Origin of the sequence: Tenacibaculum adriaticum, from assembly GCF_008124875.1 — a bacterium.
Taxonomy (GTDB): Bacteria; Bacteroidota; Bacteroidia; order Flavobacteriales; family Flavobacteriaceae; genus Polaribacter; species Polaribacter adriaticus.
In genome coordinates this window covers 242,943-266,970 of record NZ_VNIA01000001.1, presented here as the reverse complement: position 1 = coordinate 266,970, position 24,028 = coordinate 242,943, and the positions used below count along the sequence as shown (strand labels likewise).

21 protein-coding genes, 2 tRNA genes and 1 pseudogene are annotated in these 24,028 nt (G+C 32.0%); 19 read left to right on the top strand and 5 right to left on the bottom strand.

Features of this window, described 5'->3' with window-relative positions; translation table 11 throughout:
* Positions 1-91 precede the first annotated feature (91 nt).
* The 8 genes and pseudogenes from C7447_RS01310 (at position 92) to C7447_RS01275 (ending at position 13,188) form a co-directional block, all read left to right on the top strand.
* Positions 92-2,386 carry an NADP-dependent malic enzyme gene (locus C7447_RS01310; RefSeq protein WP_148868374.1) on the top strand — a complete coding sequence of 765 codons (2,295 nt, stop codon included), beginning with the start codon at positions 92-94 and terminating at the stop codon, positions 2,384-2,386.
* A gap of 61 nt (positions 2,387-2,447) precedes the next feature.
* The gene (gene ruvA, locus C7447_RS01305) at positions 2,448-3,029 is read left to right on the top strand and encodes a Holliday junction branch migration protein RuvA (protein WP_148868373.1); all 582 of its coding nucleotides are present in this window, start codon (positions 2,448-2,450) and stop codon (positions 3,027-3,029) included.
* Positions 3,030-3,035: 6 nt separating this feature from the next.
* On the top strand, positions 3,036-10,166 hold the full coding sequence (sov, locus tag C7447_RS01300) for a T9SS outer membrane translocon Sov/SprA (protein ID WP_148868372.1): 7,131 nt from the start codon (positions 3,036-3,038) through the stop codon (positions 10,164-10,166).
* Between the two features lie 29 nt (positions 10,167-10,195).
* Complete coding sequence (gcvH, locus tag C7447_RS01295) at positions 10,196-10,576, top strand: glycine cleavage system protein GcvH (RefSeq protein ID WP_148868371.1); 381 nt, start codon at positions 10,196-10,198, stop codon at positions 10,574-10,576.
* A 25-nt stretch (positions 10,577-10,601) separates the two neighbouring features.
* Positions 10,602-10,922, top strand: a pseudogene (locus tag C7447_RS01290) (VanZ family protein); the annotation flags it as partial.
* 56 nt (positions 10,923-10,978) lie between these two features.
* A complete protein-coding gene (locus C7447_RS01285; RefSeq protein ID WP_148868369.1) occupies positions 10,979-11,701 on the top strand; it encodes an energy transducer TonB in 723 nt (240 codons plus the stop codon).
* 101 nt (positions 11,702-11,802) lie between these two features.
* Positions 11,803-12,552, top strand: a complete 750-nt coding sequence (locus C7447_RS01280) for an energy transducer TonB (RefSeq protein WP_148868368.1) — start codon at positions 11,803-11,805, stop codon at positions 12,550-12,552.
* A gap of 48 nt (positions 12,553-12,600) precedes the next feature.
* Complete coding sequence (locus C7447_RS01275) at positions 12,601-13,188, top strand: acyltransferase (protein ID WP_148868367.1); 588 nt, start codon at positions 12,601-12,603, stop codon at positions 13,186-13,188.
* Between the two features lie 210 nt (positions 13,189-13,398).
* On the opposite strand, the gene C7447_RS01270 is transcribed toward C7447_RS01275, so the two are convergent.
* Positions 13,399-13,484 (bottom strand) — tRNA-Leu (locus tag C7447_RS01270).
* 24 nt (positions 13,485-13,508) lie between these two features.
* Positions 13,509-13,580 (bottom strand) — tRNA-Gly (locus tag C7447_RS01265).
* Positions 13,581-13,764: 184 nt separating this feature from the next.
* On the opposite strand from C7447_RS01265, the gene cyoE reads away from it, so the two are divergent.
* From cyoE to tsaB, 10 genes are all read left to right on the top strand, one after another.
* Positions 13,765-14,667, top strand: coding sequence for a heme o synthase (gene cyoE / locus C7447_RS01260; protein WP_148868366.1), 903 nt, complete (start codon positions 13,765-13,767; stop codon positions 14,665-14,667).
* 2 nt (positions 14,668-14,669) lie between these two features.
* Positions 14,670-15,254: a cytochrome c oxidase subunit 3 gene (locus C7447_RS01255; RefSeq protein WP_148868365.1), complete on the top strand. Its 585-nt coding sequence runs from the start codon at positions 14,670-14,672 to the stop codon at positions 15,252-15,254.
* 55 nt (positions 15,255-15,309) lie between these two features.
* Positions 15,310-16,293: a cytochrome c oxidase subunit 3 gene (locus C7447_RS01250; RefSeq protein ID WP_148868364.1), complete on the top strand. Its 984-nt coding sequence runs from the start codon at positions 15,310-15,312 to the stop codon at positions 16,291-16,293.
* 19 nt (positions 16,294-16,312) lie between these two features.
* Complete coding sequence (locus tag C7447_RS01245; protein WP_148868363.1) at positions 16,313-16,651, top strand: cytochrome C oxidase subunit IV family protein; 339 nt, start codon at positions 16,313-16,315, stop codon at positions 16,649-16,651.
* Between the two features lie 58 nt (positions 16,652-16,709).
* Positions 16,710-17,357 carry a hypothetical protein gene (locus C7447_RS01240; RefSeq protein WP_317128765.1) on the top strand — a complete coding sequence of 216 codons (648 nt, stop codon included), beginning with the start codon at positions 16,710-16,712 and terminating at the stop codon, positions 17,355-17,357.
* A gap of 9 nt (positions 17,358-17,366) precedes the next feature.
* Positions 17,367-18,014, top strand: a complete 648-nt coding sequence (locus C7447_RS01235; RefSeq protein ID WP_148868362.1) for an SCO family protein — start codon at positions 17,367-17,369, stop codon at positions 18,012-18,014.
* A complete protein-coding gene (locus tag C7447_RS01230) occupies positions 18,007-18,543 on the top strand; it encodes a DUF420 domain-containing protein (RefSeq protein WP_148868361.1) in 537 nt (178 codons plus the stop codon). The genes C7447_RS01235 and C7447_RS01230 overlap by 8 nt, the downstream gene beginning before the upstream one ends.
* A gap of 46 nt (positions 18,544-18,589) precedes the next feature.
* Entirely contained in the window at positions 18,590-18,757 is a 168-nt protein-coding gene (locus tag C7447_RS01225) for a hypothetical protein (protein WP_317128764.1), read from the top strand.
* Between the two features lie 221 nt (positions 18,758-18,978).
* Positions 18,979-20,301 (top strand): TolC family protein, encoded by a 1,323-nt coding sequence (locus C7447_RS01220; RefSeq protein ID WP_148868359.1) that lies wholly within the window; start codon positions 18,979-18,981, stop codon positions 20,299-20,301.
* An 88-nt stretch (positions 20,302-20,389) separates the two neighbouring features.
* Positions 20,390-21,070: a tRNA (adenosine(37)-N6)-threonylcarbamoyltransferase complex dimerization subunit type 1 TsaB gene (tsaB, locus tag C7447_RS01215; RefSeq protein ID WP_148868358.1), complete on the top strand. Its 681-nt coding sequence runs from the start codon at positions 20,390-20,392 to the stop codon at positions 21,068-21,070.
* Here the strand turns inward: tsaB and C7447_RS01210 are convergent.
* Together C7447_RS01210 and C7447_RS01205 are read right to left on the bottom strand one after the other, a co-directional pair.
* Positions 21,067-21,420, bottom strand: coding sequence for a DUF1304 domain-containing protein (locus C7447_RS01210; protein ID WP_148868357.1), 354 nt, complete (start codon positions 21,418-21,420; stop codon positions 21,067-21,069). The two genes, tsaB and C7447_RS01210, sit on opposite strands and share 4 nt — an antisense overlap.
* 80 nt (positions 21,421-21,500) lie before the next feature.
* On the bottom strand, positions 21,501-21,701 hold the full coding sequence (locus C7447_RS01205) for a dodecin family protein (RefSeq protein WP_148868356.1): 201 nt from the start codon (positions 21,699-21,701) through the stop codon (positions 21,501-21,503).
* A gap of 188 nt (positions 21,702-21,889) precedes the next feature.
* Here C7447_RS01205 and C7447_RS01200 point away from each other — a divergent pair, with 188 nt between their 5' ends.
* Positions 21,890-22,237 (top strand): toxin-antitoxin system YwqK family antitoxin, encoded by a 348-nt coding sequence (locus C7447_RS01200; RefSeq protein WP_148868355.1) that lies wholly within the window; start codon positions 21,890-21,892, stop codon positions 22,235-22,237.
* Between the two features lie 83 nt (positions 22,238-22,320).
* On the opposite strand, the gene C7447_RS14885 is transcribed toward C7447_RS01200, so the two are convergent.
* The coding region (locus tag C7447_RS14885; protein ID WP_211354885.1) for a hypothetical protein at positions 22,321-24,028 on the bottom strand (1,708 nt) is incomplete at its 5' end.

Here is a 24,028-nt window from a genome sequence, read left to right as displayed (position 1 = left end):
CTTAAAAAATGATTTTTATCATTTTAGCTATTTTATTTATTCATCAACTTATTCAGTATATTTGTCGGCTTAAACAAACAACGACAAATTTATGAGTGATTCACGTAAAAGACACGAAGCTTTACTATATCATGCAAAACCAAAACCTGGTAAAATTGAAGTAGTTCCTACTAAAAAATATGCAACACAACACGATTTGTCATTAGCATATTCGCCAGGCGTTGCAGAGCCTTGTTTAGAAATAAAGAGAGATAAGAATAATGTATATAAATATACTACTAAAGGAAATTTAGTAGCTGTAATTTCAAACGGAACAGCAGTTTTAGGGTTGGGAAATATTGGTCCTGAAGCGTCAAAGCCTGTAATGGAAGGAAAAGGGTTACTTTTTAAAATTTTTGCAGATATTGATGTTTTTGATATTGAAGTAGATGCTACAGATGTTGATAAATTTGTTGAAACTGTAAAAGCAATCGCTCCTACTTTTGGAGGTATAAATTTGGAAGATATTAAAGCGCCAGAAGCTTTTGAAATAGAACGTCGTTTAAAAGAGGAATTAGACATTCCTGTAATGCACGACGACCAACATGGTACTGCAATTATTTCAGCAGCAGCTTTAAAAAATGCATTAGAGATCGCAGAAAAAAAGATTGAGGAAGTAAAAATTGTAGTAAGCGGTGCAGGTTCAGCGGCGGTTTCTTGTGCTACTCTATACCTTTCTTTAGGGGCGAAAGCAGAAAACATTATTATGTTTGATGTTAATGGCTTACTTCATGAAAGTAGAGATGATCTAGAACAAAATCAGAAAAAATTCGCTACAAATAAACAGTATGCAAACTTAGCTGAAGCAATGGTTGATGCAGATGTGTTTCTTGGTTTATCGGTAGGAGGTATTGTAACACCAAAGATGGTGCAATCTATGGCTAGAAAACCTATCGTTTTTGCTATGGCAAATCCTGTTTCAGAAATTTCTTATGAAGATGCAGTAGCCTCAAGAGACGATATTATCATGGCAACAGGAAGATCAGACACTCCTAATCAAGTGAATAATGTGCTTGGTTTTCCTTATATTTTCCGTGGAGCTTTAGATGTTCGTGCAACTAAGATTAACGAAGAAATGAAAATGGCTGCGGTAAATGCGTTAGCTGATTTAGCAAAGAGAGCAGTGCCAGAACAAGTTAATATTGTTTATGATGAAGTGAGTTTATCTTTTGGTAAAGATTATATTATTCCTAAACCGTTTGATCCAAGATTAATATACGAAATCCCGCCAGCCATTGCGAGAGCGGCTATGGAAAGTGGCGTAGCACAAGAACCAATTGAAGATTGGGATAAGTACCGTGAAGAGTTAATGGATAGATCGGGTTCTGGAAGTAAAGAAATACGATTGTTACACAACCGCGCAAGAAGAAACCCAAAAAGAATTGTGTTTGCAGAAGCGGATCATTTAGACGTGTTAAAAGCAGCGCAACGTGTATATGATGAAAAAATAGCAAAACCAATCTTATTAGGAGATAAAGAAGTGATTTTAGAGTTGAAAGCTGAATTAGGTTTTGAAGCTGAAGTGACAATTATAGATCCTAAAACTGCTGAAGAAAAAGAAAGAAGAGAGCGTTTTGCAGAATCTTACTGGCAATCTCGTCAAAGGAAAGGAGTAACGTTTTTTGAAGCAAAAAAATGGATGCGCGAGCGTAATTATTTTGCCGCAATGATGGTTAATGAAGGGGAAGCAGATGGTTTAATTACAGGATATTCACGTCCATATCCATCGGTTGTGAAACCAATATTAGAACTAATAGAAAAAGACAAAGGAGTAACTCGTGTGGCTGCAACCAACTTGATGTTAACCAAACAAGGGCCAATGTTTTTAGCGGATACAACCATTAATATTAATCCAACAGCTAAAGATTTAGCTAAAATTACACAATATACCTGTGTTTTAGCAAAGATGTTTGGAATGAAACCTAATGTTGCTATGTTAGGATTTTCCAACTTTGGATCTACCAAATCTGAAAGTTCTCAAAAAATTAGAGAAGCAGTAGATTATATGCATAAAAATCATCCAGATTTAGTGGTTGATGGAGAAATTCAAGCAGATTTTGCGCTAAATCCAGAGATGTTAGCAAAGGAATTTCCGTTTTCAAAATTAAATGGAAAAAAGGTAAATGTATTAATTTTTCCAAATTTAGAATCAGCAAACATCACGTACAAATTAATGAAACAAGTGGATGGAGCAGAGTCTATCGGACCAATTTTATTAGGTTTAAGCAAACCTGTTCATGTGTTACAATTAGGAGCAAGTGTAGATGAAATGGTAAATATGGCAGCAGTAGCAGTAGTGGATGCACAAGAACGAGAAAAGCACTTAAATAGTCAAAAAGCAGAGTAGGGAAACAACTTTTTTTAGAAAAATAATTTCCCTATTTTAGAGACCTAGTAAAAAGGGGATTATGATTACACAAATTAGAGGGAGGTTGGTTGAGAAAAATCCAACATATGTCGTTGTAGATTGTAACGGCGTTGGGTACTTACTACACATTTCTTTAAACACTTATTCTGCTTTACCTGCAGATGAAAATGTATTGTTATACTCTCATTTATCTATTCGAGAAGATGCCCATACCCTTTTTGGTTTTATAAATAAAACAGAAAGAGAGGTTTTTAAGTTATTAATTTCGGTATCTGGTGTTGGAGCAAGTATAGCAAGAACTATGTTGTCTTCAATGACTTCAGAAGAAATTCAACAAGCAATTGCTTCAGAAAATGTTGGTTTAATCCAATCTGTAAAAGGAATAGGTGCAAAAACAGCACAACGTGTTATTGTCGATTTAAAGGATAAAATTTTAAAAACTTTTAATATAGATGAAGTTTCTGTTTCTCAAAACAATACAAATAGAGATGAAGCGTTATCTGCATTAGAAGTATTAGGCTTTACAAGAAAACAAACTGATAAAGTACTAAATAATATTTTAAAAGAAACACCTAGCGCAAGTGTTGAATCCTTAATAAAGCGAGCGTTAAAAAACTTATAAGAAAGATTGAAAAGAAGGCTTCGTAATATATTTTTTACAGCACTTACTTTACTGGTAAGTGTTGTTTCATTTTCGCAAAACGCAAATAATAAGGATAGTATTTCAACTACACAACAAGATACTATTTCGCCTCTAAAGTATAACTTTAAGCACAATCAAAATGGAAGTCTTTTTTTAAACAATCCTACTAATTTACAGGTTACTTACGACAAAGCATTAAATAAATTTGTATTAGTAGAAAAGATTGGTGATTACTATGTGGGAACTCCCATTTTTATGTCACCTAAAGAATATGATAAGTATCGTTTAAAAAACGATATGAAAGGGTATTTTAAAGAAAAAATTGATGCTATTAATACAAAGAAAAAAGGAAATGATGAAGCACGGAAAAATTTACTACCTAAGTATTATGTAAACTCAAAGTTTTTCGAATCGGTTTTTGGAGGTAATGAAGTTGAGGTGATTCCAACGGGACAAATAAACATTAAATTAGGGGGTGTATATCAAAACACAGAAAATCCTCAAATTTCTGTTGAAAATCAGAGTAGTTTTACCTTCGATTTTGATCAACAAATAAGCGCTAGTTTACAAGCAAAGGTTGGTGAGCGTTTAAAGGTTACTGCAAATTACGATACACAATCTACTTTCGATTTTCAAAATGTGATCAAATTAGAATACTCTCCTACAGAAGATGATATCATTCAAAAATTAGATGCGGGTAATATTAACTTTCCTATTAAAAACTCTTTAATTAACGGAGCACAATCTTTATTTGGAGTTCGAGCGGATTTACAGTTTGGAAAAACTACAATACGAACAGCATTTTCGCAACAAAACTCCCAAAGTAAAACGGTAGTTGCAGAAGGAGGAGCTGTTATAGAAGAGTTTGAATTACGCGCTACGGATTATGATAACGATCGTCACTTTTTCCTTTCGCAGTTTTTTAGAGAAACATATAAAGATGCTTTAAAGAATTATCCGCTAATAAGTAGTCCTATTAATATTACCAGAGTTGAGGTTTGGGTAACTAACCGAAACCAAAACGTACAAGATTATCGAAGTATTGTTGCTTTTGCAGATATTGGAGAATCTACACCGTCTAACATGGTAGATTTTAACTCAGGAACGCCTGCGGGATATGTTGATCCCTTCCCTCCTTTTACCACAGCAAATGTAGGGGGGTCTCAAGTAAGTTTACCCTATAATGAAATAAATACTATAAATGATTTATTAACTCCAACAAGTGGGATTAGAGATATTTCAAGTTTAAGTGGAGCTGTTCCTACAGAAATGCAACAAGGTAGAGATTATACTTATTTACAAAATGCTAGAAAATTACAATCGAATGAGTATCGATTGCATCCACAACTAGGTTTTGTTTCATTAAACAGAAGATTAAACGATGGTGAAGTCTTAGCAGTCGCTTTTGAGTATACAGTAGTTGGAGCTTCTAGTAATGAAACAGTTTTTAAAGTAGGAGAGTTTTCGAATGACGGTATTAATGCGCCTGCAAATATTGCAGTTAAATTACTAAGAAGTGAAATTTTAACAACTACTCGTGATGTTAATGGGCAAACAGAACCTTTTCCGACGTGGAGATTAATGATGAAAAATGTATATGCGTTAGGAGCATATCCGTTACAACAAGAAGGGTTCCGTTTTGAATTAATGTATCGTGATGATGAAAATGGAGTGTTACAAAATACGTTACAAAGAGCTACAGATGGAGAGCTTCACGATAGAACCTTATTAAATTTATTTAATATAGATAGATTAGATCAAAGTCAGTTTGTCATTACCGAAGGAGATGGTTTTTTCGATTATGTAGAAGGTATTACAGTTAGCTCTGATAGAGGCCTTATTTACTTTCCAGAAACAGAACCTTTCGGGGAAGATTTAAAAGATCCCGAAGATATTACCAATGCAGCGGATCAAGAAAAATATTTATTTGAAGAGTTATACTTAACTACCAAAGCGCAAGCTAAAAACGAATTTCAAAATAAAGACAAATTCTTTTTAAAGGGATACTTTAAATCTGAAACGAGCAGAGGAATTTCATTAGGGGCGTTTAATATACCACGAGGTTCTGTAAACGTAACCGCAGGTGGAAGACAATTGGTAGAGGGGGTAGATTATGTAGTAGATTACCAGTTAGGGAGAGTTCAAATTTTAGATCCAGGATTAGAATCTTCTGGTATTCCTATAAATGCAACCGTAGAAAATAATACTTTTTTTAATCAGCAAAGAAAAACTTTTATTGGTATTGATGTAGAGCATCGTTTTGCTGAGAATTTTATTCTGGGAGGTACCTTTCTAAATGTCAGTGAAAAACCAATTACACCAAAAGTAAATTATGGAGCTGAACCTATTGATAATATAATGTTAGGTTTAAATCTTGATTATAGTACAGAAGTACCTTATTTTACTAAGTTAGCAAATAAATTGCCTTTTGTAGAAACTGATGTGCCTTCTAATTTATCGGTAAGGGCAGATATGGCGTATTTGCTACCTGGTTCTCCAAGTGGAATTGATGTTAATGGAACTGCTACTTCGTATATAGATGATTTTGAAGCATCACAAGTGCCTATTAATTTAAATTCGCCACAACAATGGTTTTTAGCGAGTACACCTGTTTCTCAAGGTTTTAATGGAGATTCTTTTAATTTAGAGTATAATAATCAGAGAGCAAAAATAGCGTGGTATAATGTAGATCAGTTGTTTTATACTTCAGGAAGTAATCGTCCGAGTAATATAAATGATATTGAATTGTCGAGAGACGAGGTTCGTCAGGTGCGATATTCAGAATTATTTCCAAATACCGATTTAGATATAACACAACTAAATTTAGTAAGAACTTTAGATTTAGCATATTATCCAGCTGAAAGAGGGCCATATAATTTTAACGAAAACCCTGATATAGCTGAAAATAATTGGGGGGGTGTTATGAGACCTTTAACGACTAATAATTTTGAACAAGCCAATGTTGAGTATGTTCAGTTTTGGTTAATGGATCCTTATGAAAACTATTCAATCACAGAAGAAGAAGGCTTGCCAATAGGTGTAAATCCACAAGATATAACGAATCAAGTAGGGAAATTATTTATCAACCTTGGTAATATATCGGAAGATATTTTACGTGATGGGAGTAAACAATATGAAAATGGTTTACCAGAAGATGGTATTAAAATAAACGGATCTAACGTAAGAGAAAGTACATGGGGAAATACCCCTATAAATCCTTCTATTTTATATGCTTTTGGCAATGATTCAGCGGTAAGAACACAGCAGGATATTGGATTGGATGGTTTAAATGATCAGGAAGAAGGGGTCAAATTTCCAGCATTTAGTGGGTTGGATGATCCAGCTGCTGATAATTTCCAGTTTTTTAGAGGAAGTGGGTTAGATGCTATTAACGCTTCTATTTTAACACGTTATAAAAACTATAATAATACTGAGGGGAATTCACCTACAATCGAACAATCTAACGAATCGTTTCCTACATCATCGACAACATATCCCGATACTGAAGACATCAATAAAGATCAAACGATGAATACGGTGAGTGGATATTTTGAATATGAAATTTCATTAAATAAATCAGAATTAGTTCAAGGATCTAACCATATTGTAGATGTAAAAACAACAACGGTAACTTTAGCAAACGGACAGTCTAGAAGTTCTACGTGGTATCAATTTAGAATTCCCGTAAGAAATGGGTTTTCTAATGCATATAATATAACTGATTTTAATAGTATTCGGTTTATGCGTATGTTTTTAACTCAGTTTAAAATACCTGTAGTTTTACGTTTTGGAGAATTAGAATTAGTACGTGGAGATTGGCGTCGATATACAAAAAAGTTTGATAACAGTGACACACCATTACAACCAGTAGATCTTAATAATTTTGAAGTAGGAGTGGTGAGCATTGAGCAAAATGAAGACCGTTACGAAATTCCTCCTGGTATTGTACGTGAACAATTACAGGGAACCAATAGAATTCAACGACAAAACGAACAATCTGTAACATTAAAAGTTACAGATTTAGAACCAGAAGAAACAAGAGCCATCTATAAGAACATTAGTATAGATATGCGTCGTTATAAGAATTTGCGTATGTTTTTACATGCAGAAGGCGATACCGTTAGTGTTAAAACAGGTGATGTTTCAGCGGTAATTAGATTTGGTACGGATTTAAATGATAATTATTATGAAGTTGAAAAACCATTACAATTATCTACTAAATTAAATAACCCAGGCCCTTATGATGCTTGGCCAGAAGAAAATAATTTAGAAGTGCCTTTAGAAGAATTAGCGAAATTAAAACTAGATAGAGATGGCGCAGGAATCTCAGCTGCAGATTTATATACTATTGATGGTTCAGAAAGATCAGATGGATTAACAATTCGAGTAAAAGGAAATCCGACACTAGCACAAATTAGAACGGTAATGTTGGGTGTTAAAAACAGTTCTTTAGATGCTGAAACTGTTGAAGTTTGGTTTAATGAATTACGTGCCGTTGGTTTTGATAATAAGGGAGGTTGGGCAGCAGTACTAAATGTAGATGCTAATTTTGCTGATGTAGCTGATGTTTCTTTAGCAGGTAGAATGTCCACTGTAGGTTTTGGTAATGTTGAAGATAGAGTACAAGAACGAAGTATAGAAGAAACAAAACAATATAATGTCGCTACAAACGTGCAGTTAGGTAAAATGATGCCTAAAAAATGGAACATGCAAGTACCGATGAGCTATGCGTATGGTGAGGAGTTTGCTGATCCTAAATACGATCCTCAATATCAAGATGTAGAATTAGCAGATGCATTAGATTCAGGTTCAGATCAAGTTAAACAAAACAGCCAAAACGCTCAAGATTATACACGTAGAAAGAGTATTAGTTTTATCAATGTTAAGAAAAACAAAAATCCTGAAAGTAAGGAGAAACCTAAGTTTTATGATGTAGAGAATCTATCTGTTTCATATTCTTTTAATGAAGAGTTTCATAAAGACTATAATATTGAAAAGTATATTAATCAAAATGTAATGGCAGGAGCAAGCTATAATTTTAGCTTCGTGCCATTTAGTATAGAGCCATTTAAAAATTCAAAAAAATTAAAGAGTAAATACTGGCAACTTATTAGAGATATTAACTTTAATCCTGTTCCGAAAACACTAGCATTAAACTCAAGAATTAATAGAAATTACAATCAACAACAATCTAGAAATTTGGTTGAAGGATTTACTCCACAGCCTGAATTAACCCAAAGGAGATTTTTGTTTGATTGGGATTATACTATCGGTTTTGACTTAACGAAGTCTTTACAGTTAAACTTTAATGCAACCAATAATTATATTTATGATGGGTTTGGTAGCGATGAAGAACTAGAAATTTTTGATAAGTTTTTTACTATTGGTCGTCCAAATCATTATCACCAAAAACTAAATGGAACATATAAATTACCCATTAATAAAATTCCTTTTTTAAATTTTATGAATGCAGATTACGGATACACAGCAGATTTTGATTGGCAATCTAGCTCTCAATCAATAGATGTAAGAGACAAGGTGGGTAATATGATTCAGAATGCAAACACACATAATATAAACACAGATATTGATTTTGAGCGTTTTTATAAAACATTAGGTTTAGATAAATTATTATTAAAAGGAACAAAAAAACCGACAACAAAAAAAGGAACAGTTTCTTTGATAGAAAATAAACAAGTAGCTCAAAAAGCAAAGTTGAAGAAAAATGCTTCTTTCAGTCAAAAGTTTTTAAAAGGTACCTACGATGTATTAACTTCAATTAAAAAAGCAAAGATTAGTTATTCTCAAAACAACGGAACTTTACTCCAAGGATATATACCTACGGTTGGTTTCTTAGGACGAGATAATTATAGTGGTGGTTTAGCACCAACATTAGGATTTGTGTTTGGGAGTCAAACCGATATTTTAAATACAGCGATTGAAAACGGATGGTTGGTTACTCGTACAGAAGATGAAGAGTATTATAATAAAACCTACGGAAAAACAAAAGCTGATAAGTTGGATTATAATATTTCTGTGAAACCATTTAAAGATTTTACTATTGATTTTCGTGGAAATAGAATTAAGACCTCTAATTTAACTCAACAATTAGATATAATTGAAGGGGAAACAACTTCAAATCCAGACATACAAGCTTACGAAACAGGAAACTATAGTATTAGTCATTATATGTTAAGTACAGCTTTTACAGACGGCGATGTGTTGTATCAGAATTTTTTAGATTATAGAGAAACCATTTCTGACCGTTTAGCAGCACAATCAAATTTACCTAATTCTCAAGATCCAGATGACCAAAATCCTGGGTTTAAAACAAATGGACAGCAAGCAATGTTACCAGCATTTTTAGCGGCGTATTCGGGGAATGATCCTAATAAAGTGAGTACAGGAATCTTTAGAAACATTCCAATTCCTAATTGGACGCTTCGTTATAACGGTTTGATGAAATACAAATGGTTTAAGAAAAATTTCTCATCATTCACATTATCACATAGTTACAAATCGTCTTATACAATTGGAAACTACACGAACAATCTACAATATAGCTTAGATAATAATGATGTTCCTTCTGTAAATATTTCTAACAATTATCAACCAGAATTATTAATTTCGTCCGCGACATTAATCGATGAATTTTCACCTTTAGTTAGGGTTGATATGAAAATGAAAAATTCATTCTCTTTAAAAGGTGAAATTAGAAGAGATAGAAGTTTAACATTAAATTTTAATAACAATACCTTAACGGATGTTAAAGGAACAGAATATGTTATTGGGTTGGGTTATAAGATTAGAGATGTTAAATTTGTAACACGATTTACAGGGAAGAAAGAAACCTTAAAAGGGGATATTAATTTGAGAGCAGATATATCGCTAAGAGATAATTTAACACTTATTCGTTCTGTGGACGAAGAAAATAACCAAATTACAGGTGGAGAGAAGTTATTTGGGTTAAAGTTTTTAGCAGATTATAATTTAAGTAGAAGTTTAACAGCATCGTTTTATTATAATCATAATACATTTCAATATGCAATTTCAACAACATTCCCAAGACAATCGATTAATGCAGGAATCAATTTGGTATATAACTTAGGAAATTAAAATACAAATAACATAAAACAACATTACAAATGAATATTCCATCAGAATTAAAGTACACAAAAGATCACGAGTGGATTAAAATTGAAGACGATCTAGCAATCATCGGAATTACAGATTTCGCTCAAAGCGAATTAGGAGACATCGTTTATGTAGATGTAGACACTTTAGATGAAAGCTTAGGTGTAGAAGAAGTTTTTGGTTCTGTAGAAGCAGTTAAAACAGTTTCAGATTTATTTATGCCTTTATCTGGTCAAATTATTGAGTTTAACGAAGCTTTAGAAGACGAACCAGAATTAGTGAATTCTGATCCTTATGAAGCAGGTTGGATGATTAAAGTGAAAATTTCTGACGCTAGCCAAATAGATAATTTATTAGATGCTAAAGCATATAAAGAACTTATTAAAGGATAAAAGCGTTTACTTTGCGGTACTCATAACTATTGTAATTGCTTTTTTAAGCTTGGTAAGAATGGGTAAGCAACCTGTTAATTTTGCGTATTTAGACAAAATAGAACATAGTATAGCTTATACAGTACTCACTTTTTTTTGGTTACTAGTTTTTGGTAAAACAACCAGAAATAAATTAATTGTAGTTATTTTTTGTGTTTTTTACGGCATAATTATTGAGGTCTTACAAGGAGAAACTACCTACCGAACTTTTGATTTTGCTGATATGTTTGCAAATTCAATAGGAACAGTAATAGGTTTGTTGCTTTTTAACCGTTTTATTAAAAATAACAATCTATTTAGAGATTAGCTTGTATAAGTTAGAATAAATTAATTAAATTAGCGAACTATTTAAAACTTTCTAGGATGGAAATTAAGAAAAATCCAAAATCAAATTTAGAAAATTACAGCAAGTTATTTATGCAACTTGGTTTAGTTTTAGCATTGTTTGTAACGTATATTTCTATAGAAAATAAAACGTACGACAAGCAGTATGGTGATTTAGGTGCGGCTAATATGGCCTCAGATATTGAAGAAGAAACAATTTTAATTCAAAACACACCACCACCACCACCACCAAGTACACCACCACCACCAGCACCAGAAAAAATTGAGGTTGTTGAAGATGATAAAGAAGTTGAAGAGACTGTAATAGAATCTACAGAAACTGATGAATCTGAAGCTGTTGAGGTAGAAGAAATTGTAGAGGTAGAGGAGGAAGAGGAAGTTGTAGAGGATGTACCATTTTCTATTATTGAAGAAGTTCCTATTTTTCCTGGATGTACAGGATCAAAAGCAGAAAAAAAGGAATGTTTGAATCAGAAAATGCAAAAACACGTTCAAAGATATTTTGATGCTGAATTAGCAAATGAATTAGGTTTAGCTCCAGGTAAAAAAAGAATTTATTTGCAGTTTAAAATCGATAAAGATGGTTCTATTACTAGTATTAATGCTAGAGCACCTCACCCAAGATTAAAAGCAGAAGCAATTAGAATTGCTAAAAAATTACCAAAAATGTTACCAGGTAAACAAAGAGGTAAGCCAGTACGTGTTGGTTATACATTACCAATTACTTTTAATGTAGAATAATGTTTTTTATAAATAAACAAAAAAAGCAACTCAATTGAGTTGCTTTTTTTGTTGGCACGTTTATTGTTTTAACAAAATTTTAACATTAAAACCACCTATTTATGAAAATAACAAAAAAATCACCAACACAACAATTAGAGAAATTTTCTACAGTTTTTACTCAGTTAGGACTTGTTTTAGTTCTCTTTATCGTTTTTATTTCATTGGAATATGAAACAGAGCAAAAAGCAATGATAATAAGAGAAAAGGATTATGATTCAACTTTACGTTATATTATTGATGTTAGACCGATAATTTTTGAAAAGGATATTCCTAAGTCAAAAGTTATTGAACAAACACAAAAAAGAGTGGTAAATAATTTATCAGATATTGATATAGTAAAAGAAAAACTAGAGCAATCTATTATTAATTTACCAAAAGAAGATGTTAATGATGTAAAAGTTCTTAACCCAGATGATATCAAAGAAGTTAAAATTGAGGAAACCATTATAGAAGAAATTCCTTTTGTTAGTGTTCAAAATATTCCTGTTTTTGCAGGTTGTGAAGGTTTATCAGAAGAAGAAAATAAAAAATGTTTCGAAAGAAAAATACAAAGACTTATTCAGCGAAATTTTAATGCAGATTTAGGAAATGAATTAGAATTGCATCATGGCAAGCACAAAATTATCACTCAGTTTGTTATCGACAAAACAGGAAAAGTATCTGATGTGAAAATTAGAGCACCACATGTTCGATTAAAAAAAGAAACAGAACGAGTGGTAAATAAGATTCCAAAATTTACACCAGGGAAACATAATGGTAAGCCTGTAAAAGTAAGATACACACTACCTATTACTTTTCAAGTAGAATAAACTTTAAAAACTCAATCTTATCGATTGAGTTTTTTTATTTTTGTTAACATGAGTAATAAAAAAACTTTTTTTGCCCATGAAACTGCAGTTATAGATGTAGGCTGTAAGATTGGGGCAGGTACTAAAATATGGCATTTTAGTCACATTATGCCTAATTGTATTATTGGAGACCATTGTAATCTTGGTCAAAATGTAGTTGTATCACCTGAGGTTGTTTTAGGAAATAATGTTAAAGTACAGAATAATGTTTCTATTTACACAGGTGTAATCTGTGAAGATGATGTGTTTTTAGGACCGTCTATGGTGTTTACTAATGTTATAAACCCAAGAAGTGCAATCAATAGAAAAAATGAATTTAAACAAACAATTGTAAGAAAAGGAGCTAGCATAGGCGCGAACGCGACTATAGTTTGTGGAAATAATATTGGACAGTATGCTTTTATTGGAGCGGGAACTGTAGTTACTAAAGAAATTTTACCATATGCATTGGTAGTTGGAAACCCTGCAAAACAAATAGGTTGGGTTAGTGAATATGGTTGTCGATTGAATTTTGATGAGGACGGTTTTGCAGTTTGTGATGAGAGTAATGAAAAATATAAATTAGATAATGATTTGTTAAAAAAAATAAAAATTTAACAAAAGTTTAATAATTTTTAGAGAATAAAGAAAAAATATATTTTATATTTGATTAGTGGTTTAAAAACCACTTTCTTTTTCTTTTTCATAGCAATTTTTCCCACTTAGTTTTCTGAGTGGGTTTTTTTTATTTAAAAAAACTATAAGTCAAATAATAATTAGAAAAGTATATAAAACAAAAAAACCGAAACAATTTTGTTTCGGTTTTAGTACTGAAGGCGGGACTTGAACCCGCACGAGCATTACGGCTCATTGGATTTTAAGTCCAACGTGTCTACCAATTCCACCACTTCAGCATTGGCATTTTTTATATGGTTCAGAGCGAAAGACGGGATTTGAACCCGCGACCCTCACCTTGGCAAGGTGATGCTCTACCCCTGAGCTACTTTCGCGTAGTCTTTGTTTAAGAACGTGTTGTGCATTTGTGAATGCGGGTGCAAATATATAAACTATTTTTGATTGGAGAAACTTTTTTTTAATTTTTTTTAATTTCAGATAAAAAATCCAATAAACCTCAAAAAACATGGTGGTTAAAATATTATAGAATATCTTTGCACAAATTTTGTAAAAACCAACGTGAACTCAGTTTCAGCCATAGAAAATAAAGCAGTGTTAAAAAGCATTTTTTTTGATTTTAAGCAACTTACCAAAGTTGGATTATCTATAAGTGTGGTGTTTACTTCTATTACGGGATATTTATTAGGTGCAGATATAATTAATTATACCACTATTATTTTATTAGCTGTTGGTGGTTATTTAATGGTAGGAGCTTCAAATGCATTTAATCAAGTTATCGAAAAAGATATTGATGCTGTGATGCAACGAACTAAAAATCGTCCGTTACCATCAGGAAGAATGAAACCTTTAGTGGCTTTAACAATTGCAACCATTTTTACGATTGCAGGTATTGTGATTTTATATGCAATCAACCCGAAGTGTGCTTTGTTTGGCGCTATTTCAATTTTTTTATATACAAGCGTATACACACCGTTAAAAGCGGTTACTCCATTAGCAGTTTTTGTCGGCGCCATTCCTGGAGCAATACCTTTTATGTTAGGATGGGTTGCGGCAACTGGTCAGTTTGGTATCGAAGCTGGGTTTTTGTTTATGATTCAATTCTTTTGGCAATTCCCACATTTTTGGGCGATTGGTTGGTTACAATTTGAAGAGTACAACAAAGCTGGTTTACATATGCTTCCGATGGATAAAAAAGACAATGGAGCCATTGTGCAAATGATCTTTTATACCTGTGTAATGATTTTAGTATCTGTAGCACCTGTTTTAAAAGTTTCGAGTAAGTTGTACATTTTTCCTGTAACTGCAGCTGTCGTTGCGGTTTTAGGTGGGTTAATGTTATATTATGCAATTCAACTCTATAAATCGCATCAAAATACTGATGCACGTAAATTAATGTTGGCAAGCGTATTTTATATTACAGTAGTGCCAATTATATATGTAATAGATAAATTTTTACACTAAAAATGAATAGAACAACAGTTGATAAAGAATTAAGGACAGCCAAACGTAAATCAGCTAAACCTATGTTATGGGTTGCCATGATTAGTATGGTTATGTTTTTTGCGGGATTAACAAGTGCTTACGTTGTAAGTATGAATAGAGAAGATTGGGTTTCGTTTGATTTACCTCAAGCATTTTACATAAGTACTATATTAATTGTATTGAGTAGTATTACATTATTTTTCTCGCAAAGATTTTTGAAAAAAGACAATTTAACTGTTTCATTTGTACTTTTAATAGCGACTTTTATCTTAGGATTAGGTTTTGTATGGTTTCAATATACAGGATTTAATGAATTAAAAGCATCAGGATTGTATTTTACAGGTCCAGAAAGTACAGTGTCGACCTCGTTTATAATAGGAATCACTTTTATGCACGTTTTACACCTTTTAGCAGGGGTAATCGTCTTGTTAGTTGTTATTTATAATCATTATAAAAAGAAGTATTCATCTGCCGATATGCTTGGGTTTGAACTTGGTGCAATCTTTTGGCACTTTGTAGATGTTTTATGGATTTACCTATTTTTCTTTTTCTATTTTATTAGATGATGAAAAATGCTTAATTTTGGCGGACTATTTAACAAAAATTAACTAATAGATATTTATGGAAGCAAATATTGCTGTAAATTCTGACAATAAAGAAACTTGGAGCGGAGGTACTGCAAAACCATTTGGCGCAAGTTATGGTAAAATGATGATGTGGTTTTTCATCGTGTCAGATGCATTAACGTTCTCTGGATTTTTAGCGGCTTACGGGTTAACACGTTTTAAGTTTATAGATTCTTGGCCAATAGCCGATGAAGTATTTACTCACTTTCCAGGGTTACACGGTGTACACGCACCAATGTATTATGTAGCATTAATGACATTTATTTTAATTGTATCATCAGTAACGATGGTGTTAGCAGTAGATGCAGGTCATAAAATGCAACAAAAAAAAGTAGCATGGTACATGTTTGCAACTATTATCTTCGGGATAATCTTCGTAGGTTCTCAAGCTTGGGAATGGAAAAATTTTATCGGAGGTTCTTATGGAGCAGTAAAAACTACAGATAATCAAATACTACAATTCGTTAAAGACGGTCATCAAATCGCGTTAGCAGATTTCGTGCATACAGAAAGACAAGATGAAAGAGTGCAACACGTTCGCCAAAATGGATTATGGTTTGAAGATGAGCCAACAGTAGCTAATTATTCAGTTGCTCAAGTTCAAGAAGCTTTCAAACAAGACCCAAGTTTACAAATTAGAATTCAAAAATTGAATCCTGAGACAAAACAAAAAGTTGTTTTATCTAGAGAAGAAAGTTTAGTAAAGCTATTAACGGCAAAACAGGTAGTAGAGGGAGCTAATCTTCATGTAAATGAATATGGAAATCCAATTTTTGCAGATTTCTTCTTTTTTATTACAGGTTTCCACGGTTTCCACGTATTCTCAGGAATTATAATTAATATTATCATTTTCTTTAATGTTGTTCTTGGAACTTATGAAAAAAGAGGGCATTATGAAATGGTAGAAAAGGTAGGGTTATATTGGCACTTTGTAGATTTAGTTTGGGTATTTGTATTTACTTTCTTCTACTTAGTTTAATCAAAAAATAGTATTAAAAATGAGTCACGCACACGAATCAAATACAAAAAGAATTTATGTTGTTTTAGCAATCTTAACGATAATTACAACGGTAGAGGTAGCTTTAGGTATAGTAAAACCAGCAGCACTTCATTTACATGGTGTAGGAACAAGCTGGTTAAACTGGATCTTCATTATATTAACACTAGTGAAGGCATATTACATTGCTTGGGCATTTATGCACTTAGAAGGAGAAAAAACATGGTTTAGACGTGCTATAGTTTGGACAGCAGTATTTCTAATTTCCTACTTATTATTTATTATACTATTTGAAGGAGATTATTTAAACAATACATTAGCGCCATTAGTTAAATGGTAATTAAATAAAAATCAGGTGGTGTAAAAACCACCTTTTTTTTGCATACAACTTTTTAAAAATGAGTAAAATTCAAAAATATGTAGTACTTTTTGCACTGTTTATAGTTCCTTTATTATTCTACATTTTCCTGTCTATGGGAATAAACAATTTTGCAAAATTACCTGTATTGACAAAAAATGTAATTGATATATCTACAATAGACAAAACAAAAGAGTTTAATAATAGAATATCAATTGTTACTTTTCTAGGGAATGATGTTGAAGGTGTAAAAGGCGAGTTGTTTAATTTAAATCAGAAAATCTATAAACCTTTTTATGGATTTAAAGATTTTCAAATGATCGTTGTTGTGCCTAAAGGAACAGAAGCTGAAATTGAAAAACTAAAAAATGAAATAGGAGCTTTTACGACTATGGAAAAATGGAATTTTATTTTTGTTGAAAAAGTAGAGATTGAAGTGCTGTATGATAGTTTTAAAACCAATCAAGCTTTAGATGCAAACTTACATAGCTCAAGAGCTTTTATCATAGATAAAGACGTTCAGCTAAGAGGAAGAAAAAAAGATAAAGACGCTGTTGATGGAAAATTGTATGGTTATAATATGCAATCTGTAGGAGAATTAAACGATAAGATGAAAGACGACGTTAAAGTTGTATTAGCCGAATACAGACTTGCTTTGAAGAAGAATAATGCAGATAGACAGATTTAATAATTTAAAATGAAAAAACAGAATTATTCATATATAGGAATATCCTTTATTATTTTGCTCTTCGGAATTTATTCAATTCCAAAGATTGTAAAACATTTTAAAAAAGCAGATTTACACAAGTTTACCAAAGTTCCTGATTTTGAGTTTATCGATCAGAATGGAAAAAAAATCAGTAATAAAGATTATGAAGGCAAAGTGTATGTGGTTGAATTTTTCTTTTCAACATGTCCAACTATTTGCCCAATAATGAATAAGAAAATGGTTACGATACAAGATAAATTTATGGGCAACCCAAATTTTGGTATTGCATCATTTTCAATTACTCCAGAAATTGATACTCCAGAAGCTTTAAATGAGTATGCAAGTAGATACAGGATAACACATAAAAACTGGCATTTGTTAACAGGTAAGTCAGAAAAATATGTATATGATTTATCAAATGACGGGTTCAAACTTTATGCAGGAAAAGGAGATGAAGATCATTCGGGTTTTGAACATTCGGGCTTATTTGCTTTGGTTGATAAAGATGGATTTATACGATCGAGATACGATGAACATGGTAATCCAATTATGTATTATAGAGCCTTAGAAGAACAAGGTTTTCCTGATCAAATTCAAGAAATAAAACAAGATATTAAATTATTATTAAATGAGTAATGAAGTAATTTCTTCTGAAGAAAAGAAGTATAAAAGATTTATAACAATTGTTTCGATTGTGATTCCTATTGCTGTAGCAGCATTATTTGGAATAAAAATTCCTAATGTAGCGCCATTATCTTTTTTACCACCCATTTATGCAAGTATTAATGCAATAACTGCGATATTATTAATTGCAGCTGTAATGGCTATAAAAAAAGGAAATAGAAAATTACATGAGCAATTAAATACTGCTGCAATTATTTGTTCAGCATTGTTTTTGGTAATGTATGTGGCATATCATATGACGTCTAACTCAACTGCATTTGGTGGAGAAGGAATGATAAAATATGTGTATTATTTTATCTTAATCACTCACATTTTATTATCAATTGTGATTATACCTTTTGTTTTAATTACATTTATGAGAGCCCGTTTAGGAAATTTTCCTCAGCATAAAAAAATTGCTAAAATAACATTTCCTTTATGGTTGTATGTTGCAGTAACAGGAGTTGTTGTATATTTGATGATAGCACCTTATTATGTTTAATAAAAAAGGCTTCGTATTAGTTTTATTGATGGTTTTTTCAATTAAAATGGCACCGGCACAATGTGCCATGTGTAAAGCTGTAGTTGAAGGAGGGAATCAAAACATGGCAGAAGGGGTGAATAATGGAATTACCTATTTAATGGTGTTTCCGTATATTTTAGTTGGAGTGTTGTTCTACTTTTTATACCGTCATCGTAAAAAGGTGAAAAATTAACAGTTCAATAAGAGAATTTTCTTGTAACATATTTTAATTTTAGTCGTCTTATAGAACGAACAAAAGATAAAATTGTTCAATATTGAATAAAAAGTGTTCGTTTTCAAACAGTTGCTATGATTTTTGTTTCATGTAATTGACTGGAAAACAGTTTTTTATTTTTATTTTGTCTTTTGGTATATCAATTGAAATAATTACAAGAATCATAAAACTTATACGCGTTGAAAACTAGAATAGTATTATTTGTTGCAGTTATTACTTCATTCACTGCTTTTTCACAAAAAAAATGGACGTTAAAAGAATGTGTTGATTACGCATTAAAAAATAATATCACCATAAAACAAAACAAGCTAAATGTACAATTAGCTCAAAAGGATGTTGAAATAGCCAAGGGTAATTTTTTGCCAGATTTAAATGGTTCTGCAAGTCCTGGTTTTAATTTTGGTTCTTCAATTGGACAAAGTGGATCTAGAATTTCTGCTGATAATTTTCGTTCAGGATTTAATTTAAATTCTAGTACAACCCTTTTTAATGGGTTTAGAAATTTAAACTCATATAAACAAGCTCAATTAGGAGTAGAGAGTTCAAAATTAGATTTAGCAAAAATAGAAGATGATATTTCTTTAAACGTTGTTAATACTTATTTAAACGTTCTATTTGCTAAAGAAAACTTATCAGTAGCTGAAGTACAGGCAGAAATAAGTAAAAAACAAATTGAAAGAGCACAAGCGCAGTTTGATGCAGGAGCAATTCCGAAGGGTGATTTGTTAAATGTACAATCAACTGCAGCAAATGATATTCAAAATGTTGTTACACAAGAAAATAGTTTAAATATAGCATTGTTACGTTTAGCTCAGTTGTTACAGGTTTCATCAACAGACTTTGATGTAGCTAAAATAGATGTTGGCTCACCATCAGCGGCATTGTTGTACCAAAATTCTGATGAAGTATATACAAAAGCGTTAACTAACAGGCCAGAAATTGAAAAAGCAAAATTAAATATTGATAATGCAGATTTAAATATTGATTTGGCAAAAGGGGCATATTTACCATCATTAAGTTTTTCTGCAGGAGCTGGAAGTTCTTTTCAAAACTTTTTTAATGAACAATTTAGTAACGATCGATTTTTAAAGCAAATTAAAGACAATATGGGGTATAACCTTGGTTTTTCTTTAAACGTTCCTTTATTCAATCGTTTTCAAACAAAAAATAGGGTTGCTAAATCTATGATTAATAGAGAACAATCTGAATTTGCATTAGAGAGCGAGAAATTACAATTGCAACAAACTATTGAACAAGCTTTTTTAGATGCTAAAGCAGCTGCAAAAACTTATGAAGCAGCTCAAACTTCATTAGAAGCTCAAAATGAAGCGTTTAAAAATGCGCAAGTAAGTTATGATTATGGTTCTATGACACAGTTTGATTTTGATCAAGTACGTACAAGATTAGTTAATGCAGAAGGAGCTATAATTCGTGCTAAATACGACTATGTTTTCAAAACTAAAGTGTTGAAGTTTTACTTTGGAGAAAGTATTGTTGATTAAACACTTATTTAACAAGATATTTTAAGCCTCATAGTTTTCTATGAGGTTTTTCTTTACGGGATAATTATCTTTGCTCAAAATTTACAAAATGGCACTCATTTTAAATATTGAAACAGCTACTAAAAACTGTTCGGTTAGTTTAGCTGAAAACGGAAAAGTTTTAGTACTAAAAGAATTGAATGAGGGTAATTATTCTCATGCAGAAAAATTACATCTTTTCATTCAAGATATTTTAGAAGAAGAAAAAATTAACATAAATAAAATTGATGCTGTTGCAGTAAGTAAAGGACCAGGGTCTTATACGGGTTTGCGCATTGGAGTTTCTGCAGCTAAAGGGTTATGTTTCGCAACCAATAAACCTTTAATTTCTATTGAAACTTTAGGTTCGTTAGCGCATGCTATATCCATTAAAAATGGGTTTATTATATCAATGCTAGATGCACGTAGAATGGAAGTGTATGCCGCTGTTTATAATTCAGATCATCTCCAAATAAGAGAAATAAAAGCAGAAATTATTGATGAGGGTTCATTTTCTGAATATCTTTTAGATAATACAGTTTATTTTCTTGGAGACGGAGCAGAAAAATGTAAAGAAATTATAAAAAGTGATAATGCAGTCTTTATAGATGATAAATTTCCATCAGCAAAAGAAATGGCTTCATTAAGTTATGAAAAGTTCCAGCAAAACAATTTTGAAGACGTTGCTTATTTCGAACCCTTTTATTTGAAAGACTTTATGGCTACAACAGAAAAGAAGAAATTAATTTAAAAAAGTAAGGTTGCTAAAACCATTAATGCAGGGATAGATTGTACAAAAAGAATAGTGTTTTTTTTAGTAGAGTATGCACCATAGATACCTGCAATAAAAACACATGTAGCAAAGAAAATTGCAACATCAGTTTTACCCGAAACCATCGACCAAATAAGTCCGGCGGCTAAAAAACCATTATATAAACCTTGATTAGCTGCTAATACTTTCGTTTCCTCTGCAAACTCTTTATTTTTTAGGCCAAAGATTTTCATTCCCTTAGGTTTTGTCCATAAAACCATTTCTAGAAAGACGATGTAAATATGAATTAAGGCTACTAGCCCTATAAGTATAAGTTGTAAAGTATTCATCAGTCAAAAATATAATAAAAAATAAAACTGCTGTTTTAATAACATCAAAACAGCAGTTTAAGTAGTAGTTTATAATAAATTTACTTTACTTCGAAAGTAAGTTTTAAGTTTACTCTAAATTCGGTTACATTATCATCATTTACAACTGCACTCTGAGATTGTACAAATACTGATTTAATGTTTTTTACAGATTTTGAAGCTTGTTTTACTGCTTTCTTAGTAGCATCTTCCCAGCTTGTTTCAGAATTCGCCAATACTTCAATAACTTTCATAACTGCCATAATAATTTTTTTTAAATGTTAATAATACATCGTAAATATAATGATTTTAACTATAATTAATAAATTTAAATTATGGGTTGTCAAAGGTTTATTCATCCTAATGTTAATTTAATGTTACTAAAAAGTATTTTTATTGTAAAAAAATACCTATATTTGTAATGTTAGTGTTAATTATTAAATAGTAGAATATGAGAAAATTATTAGTTTTTGCTTGTTTTTTAGCGATAGGCTTAGTGCAAGCGCAGGAAGTGAAACCTTTATATGAAAAGGCTGGAGATATGGTTAAGGTAACTAATTTTTATGAAGATGGAACTGTGAAAGAACAAGGTTTTTATAAAAATAAAATGTTAGCAGGTACTTGGGTTACTTTTGATAAAAAAGGAAATAAGACAGTTATGGCTCAGTATGAAAACGGAAAGAAAGTTGGCAAATGGTTTGTTTGGAATAAAGATGGATTACAAGAAATTAACTATGAAGATAATGTAATTGCTAGCGTTCAAAGTTGGAAAGAAGACACTAAAATTGCTGTGAAGTAATTTATTTAAAGGTTATTTATAAAAAAATCCCAAGCAATTTGCTTGGGATTTTTTTAGTTTCTTTCAAAGCTTATTTCTAGTAATTATAAACCTGTAGTCCAACCAGCAGTCCAGTCAGGAGCGGAAGCACCATTACCTGCACCAGTTGCTACACCTTGTACGATAAATGATTGATTTGTTCCTGTATAGTCTGTTAATGAAAAACCAGCTACATTGTTTGCAAATTGAACATTAGTCATTACTAAATCACCATTTTCAATTCTAGCCGCTGCTTCAGAATCTGTGTCCTTAACTTTAACACCTAAATCAACATTAGCTATATATAAATTGTCAATATTAAAGTTACCCCCACCTTCTTTAAAGTAAAGAGCACCTTCAGTTACAGGGCCAACTATAGTAATATTTTTTAAAGTAGCGTTAGTAACAGGAGTTGCGTTTCCATTATCACCATTATTTGAGCCTTCAATACCAGCTTTAGCTCCACCAGAGATATACCAGTTTTCACCTGTTCCAGCCCAACCATCAGCGAAGTCAATTGAATCATCACCAGAGTTAGTAGAAACTAAATATTTACCATTTACAGTACCACCGAAGAACTCGATACCATCATCACCACCTTCAAAAGATTGAACATATTCTACAGTCGTTCCAGCACCAACTCCGAATAAAGATAGCCCGTTAAATTCTTTAGAACTGTTAAAAGTAGCACCAGTATACTCAATTCTTAAGTAACGAATAGAACCCGAATTGTCGTTTACATTTGTACCACCGTAGGTTAAATCAGCAACTTCAGAAGTTGCAACAGTACCAACGTTAGTTGGAGCTTTACCACATACAACTAAGCCACCCCAATCTGCAGCAGCTGGAGTATCAGCTCCAGATGTCATTACAACAGGGTTGTCAGATTCTCCATTTACAAAAATTTGTCCTCCTTGAGCAACAGCAATATAAGAAGCTGTACCTCCAGTAGCTTTAATAGTTGTACCAGCAGGAATAGTTAATTTTCCGCCTTCTTTAACAACAAAAGAGCTAGTTAATAAATATTCAACATCAGCATTTAAAGTAATATTTCCAGTAACCTCACCAGCTAAGTTTTCTGTAGTAACACCACTGTTACTTAAACCTGTAGTCCAACCAGCAGTCCAGTCAGGAGCGGCAGCACCATTACCTGCACCAGTTGCTACACCTTGTACGATAAATGATTGATTTGTTCCTGTATAGTCTGTTAATGAAAAACCAGCTACATTGTTTGCAAATTGAACATTAGTCATTACTAAATCACCATTTTCAATTCTAGCCGCTGCTTCAGAATCTGTGTCCTTAACTTTAACGCCTAAATCAACATCAGCTATATATAAATTGTCAATATTAAAGTTACCCCCACCTTCTTTAAAGTAAAGAGCACCTTCAGTTACAGGGCCAACTACAGTAATATTTTTTAAAGTAGCGTTAGTAACAGGAGTTGCGTTTCCATTATCACCATTATTTGAGCCTTCAATACCAGCTTTAGCTCCACCAGAGATATACCAGTTTTCACCTGTTCCAGCCCAACCATCAGCGAAGTCAATTGAATCATCACCAGAGTTAGTAGAAACTAAATATTTACCATTTACAGTACCACCGAAGAACTCGATACCATCATCACCACCTTCAAAAGATTGAACATATTCTACAGTCGTTCCAGCACCAACTCCGAATAAAGATAGCCCGTTAAATTCTTTAGAACTGTTAAAAGTAGCACCAGTATACTCAATTCTTAAGTAACGAATAGAACCCGAATTGTCGTTTGCA

Excerpts from the sequence above, each read along its gene's own strand:
- C7447_RS01310 (WP_148868374.1), top strand. The coding sequence starts at position 92 with ATGAGTGATTCACGTAAAAGACACGAAGCTTTACTATATCATGCAAAA.
- ruvA (WP_148868373.1), top strand. The coding sequence starts at position 2,448 with ATGATTACACAAATTAGAGGGAGGTTGGTTGAGAAAAATCCAACATAT.
- gcvH (WP_148868371.1), top strand. The coding sequence starts at position 10,196 with ATGAATATTCCATCAGAATTAAAGTACACAAAAGATCACGAGTGGATT.
- C7447_RS01285 (WP_148868369.1), top strand. The coding sequence starts at position 10,979 with ATGGAAATTAAGAAAAATCCAAAATCAAATTTAGAAAATTACAGCAAG.
- C7447_RS01280 (WP_148868368.1), top strand. The coding sequence starts at position 11,803 with ATGAAAATAACAAAAAAATCACCAACACAACAATTAGAGAAATTTTCT.
- C7447_RS01275 (WP_148868367.1), top strand. The coding sequence starts at position 12,601 with ATGAGTAATAAAAAAACTTTTTTTGCCCATGAAACTGCAGTTATAGAT.
- C7447_RS01255 (WP_148868365.1), top strand. The coding sequence starts at position 14,670 with ATGAATAGAACAACAGTTGATAAAGAATTAAGGACAGCCAAACGTAAA.
- C7447_RS01250 (WP_148868364.1), top strand. The coding sequence starts at position 15,310 with ATGGAAGCAAATATTGCTGTAAATTCTGACAATAAAGAAACTTGGAGC.
- C7447_RS01245 (WP_148868363.1), top strand. The coding sequence starts at position 16,313 with ATGAGTCACGCACACGAATCAAATACAAAAAGAATTTATGTTGTTTTA.
- C7447_RS01240 (WP_317128765.1), top strand. The coding sequence starts at position 16,710 with ATGAGTAAAATTCAAAAATATGTAGTACTTTTTGCACTGTTTATAGTT.
- C7447_RS01235 (WP_148868362.1), top strand. The coding sequence starts at position 17,367 with ATGAAAAAACAGAATTATTCATATATAGGAATATCCTTTATTATTTTG.
- C7447_RS01230 (WP_148868361.1), top strand. The coding sequence starts at position 18,007 with ATGAGTAATGAAGTAATTTCTTCTGAAGAAAAGAAGTATAAAAGATTT.
- C7447_RS01225 (WP_317128764.1), top strand. The coding sequence starts at position 18,590 with ATGGCACCGGCACAATGTGCCATGTGTAAAGCTGTAGTTGAAGGAGGG.
- tsaB (WP_148868358.1), top strand. The coding sequence starts at position 20,390 with ATGGCACTCATTTTAAATATTGAAACAGCTACTAAAAACTGTTCGGTT.
- C7447_RS01210 (WP_148868357.1), bottom strand. The coding sequence starts at position 21,420 with ATGAATACTTTACAACTTATACTTATAGGGCTAGTAGCCTTAATTCAT.
- C7447_RS01205 (WP_148868356.1), bottom strand. The coding sequence starts at position 21,701 with ATGGCAGTTATGAAAGTTATTGAAGTATTGGCGAATTCTGAAACAAGC.
- C7447_RS01200 (WP_148868355.1), top strand. The coding sequence starts at position 21,890 with ATGAGAAAATTATTAGTTTTTGCTTGTTTTTTAGCGATAGGCTTAGTG.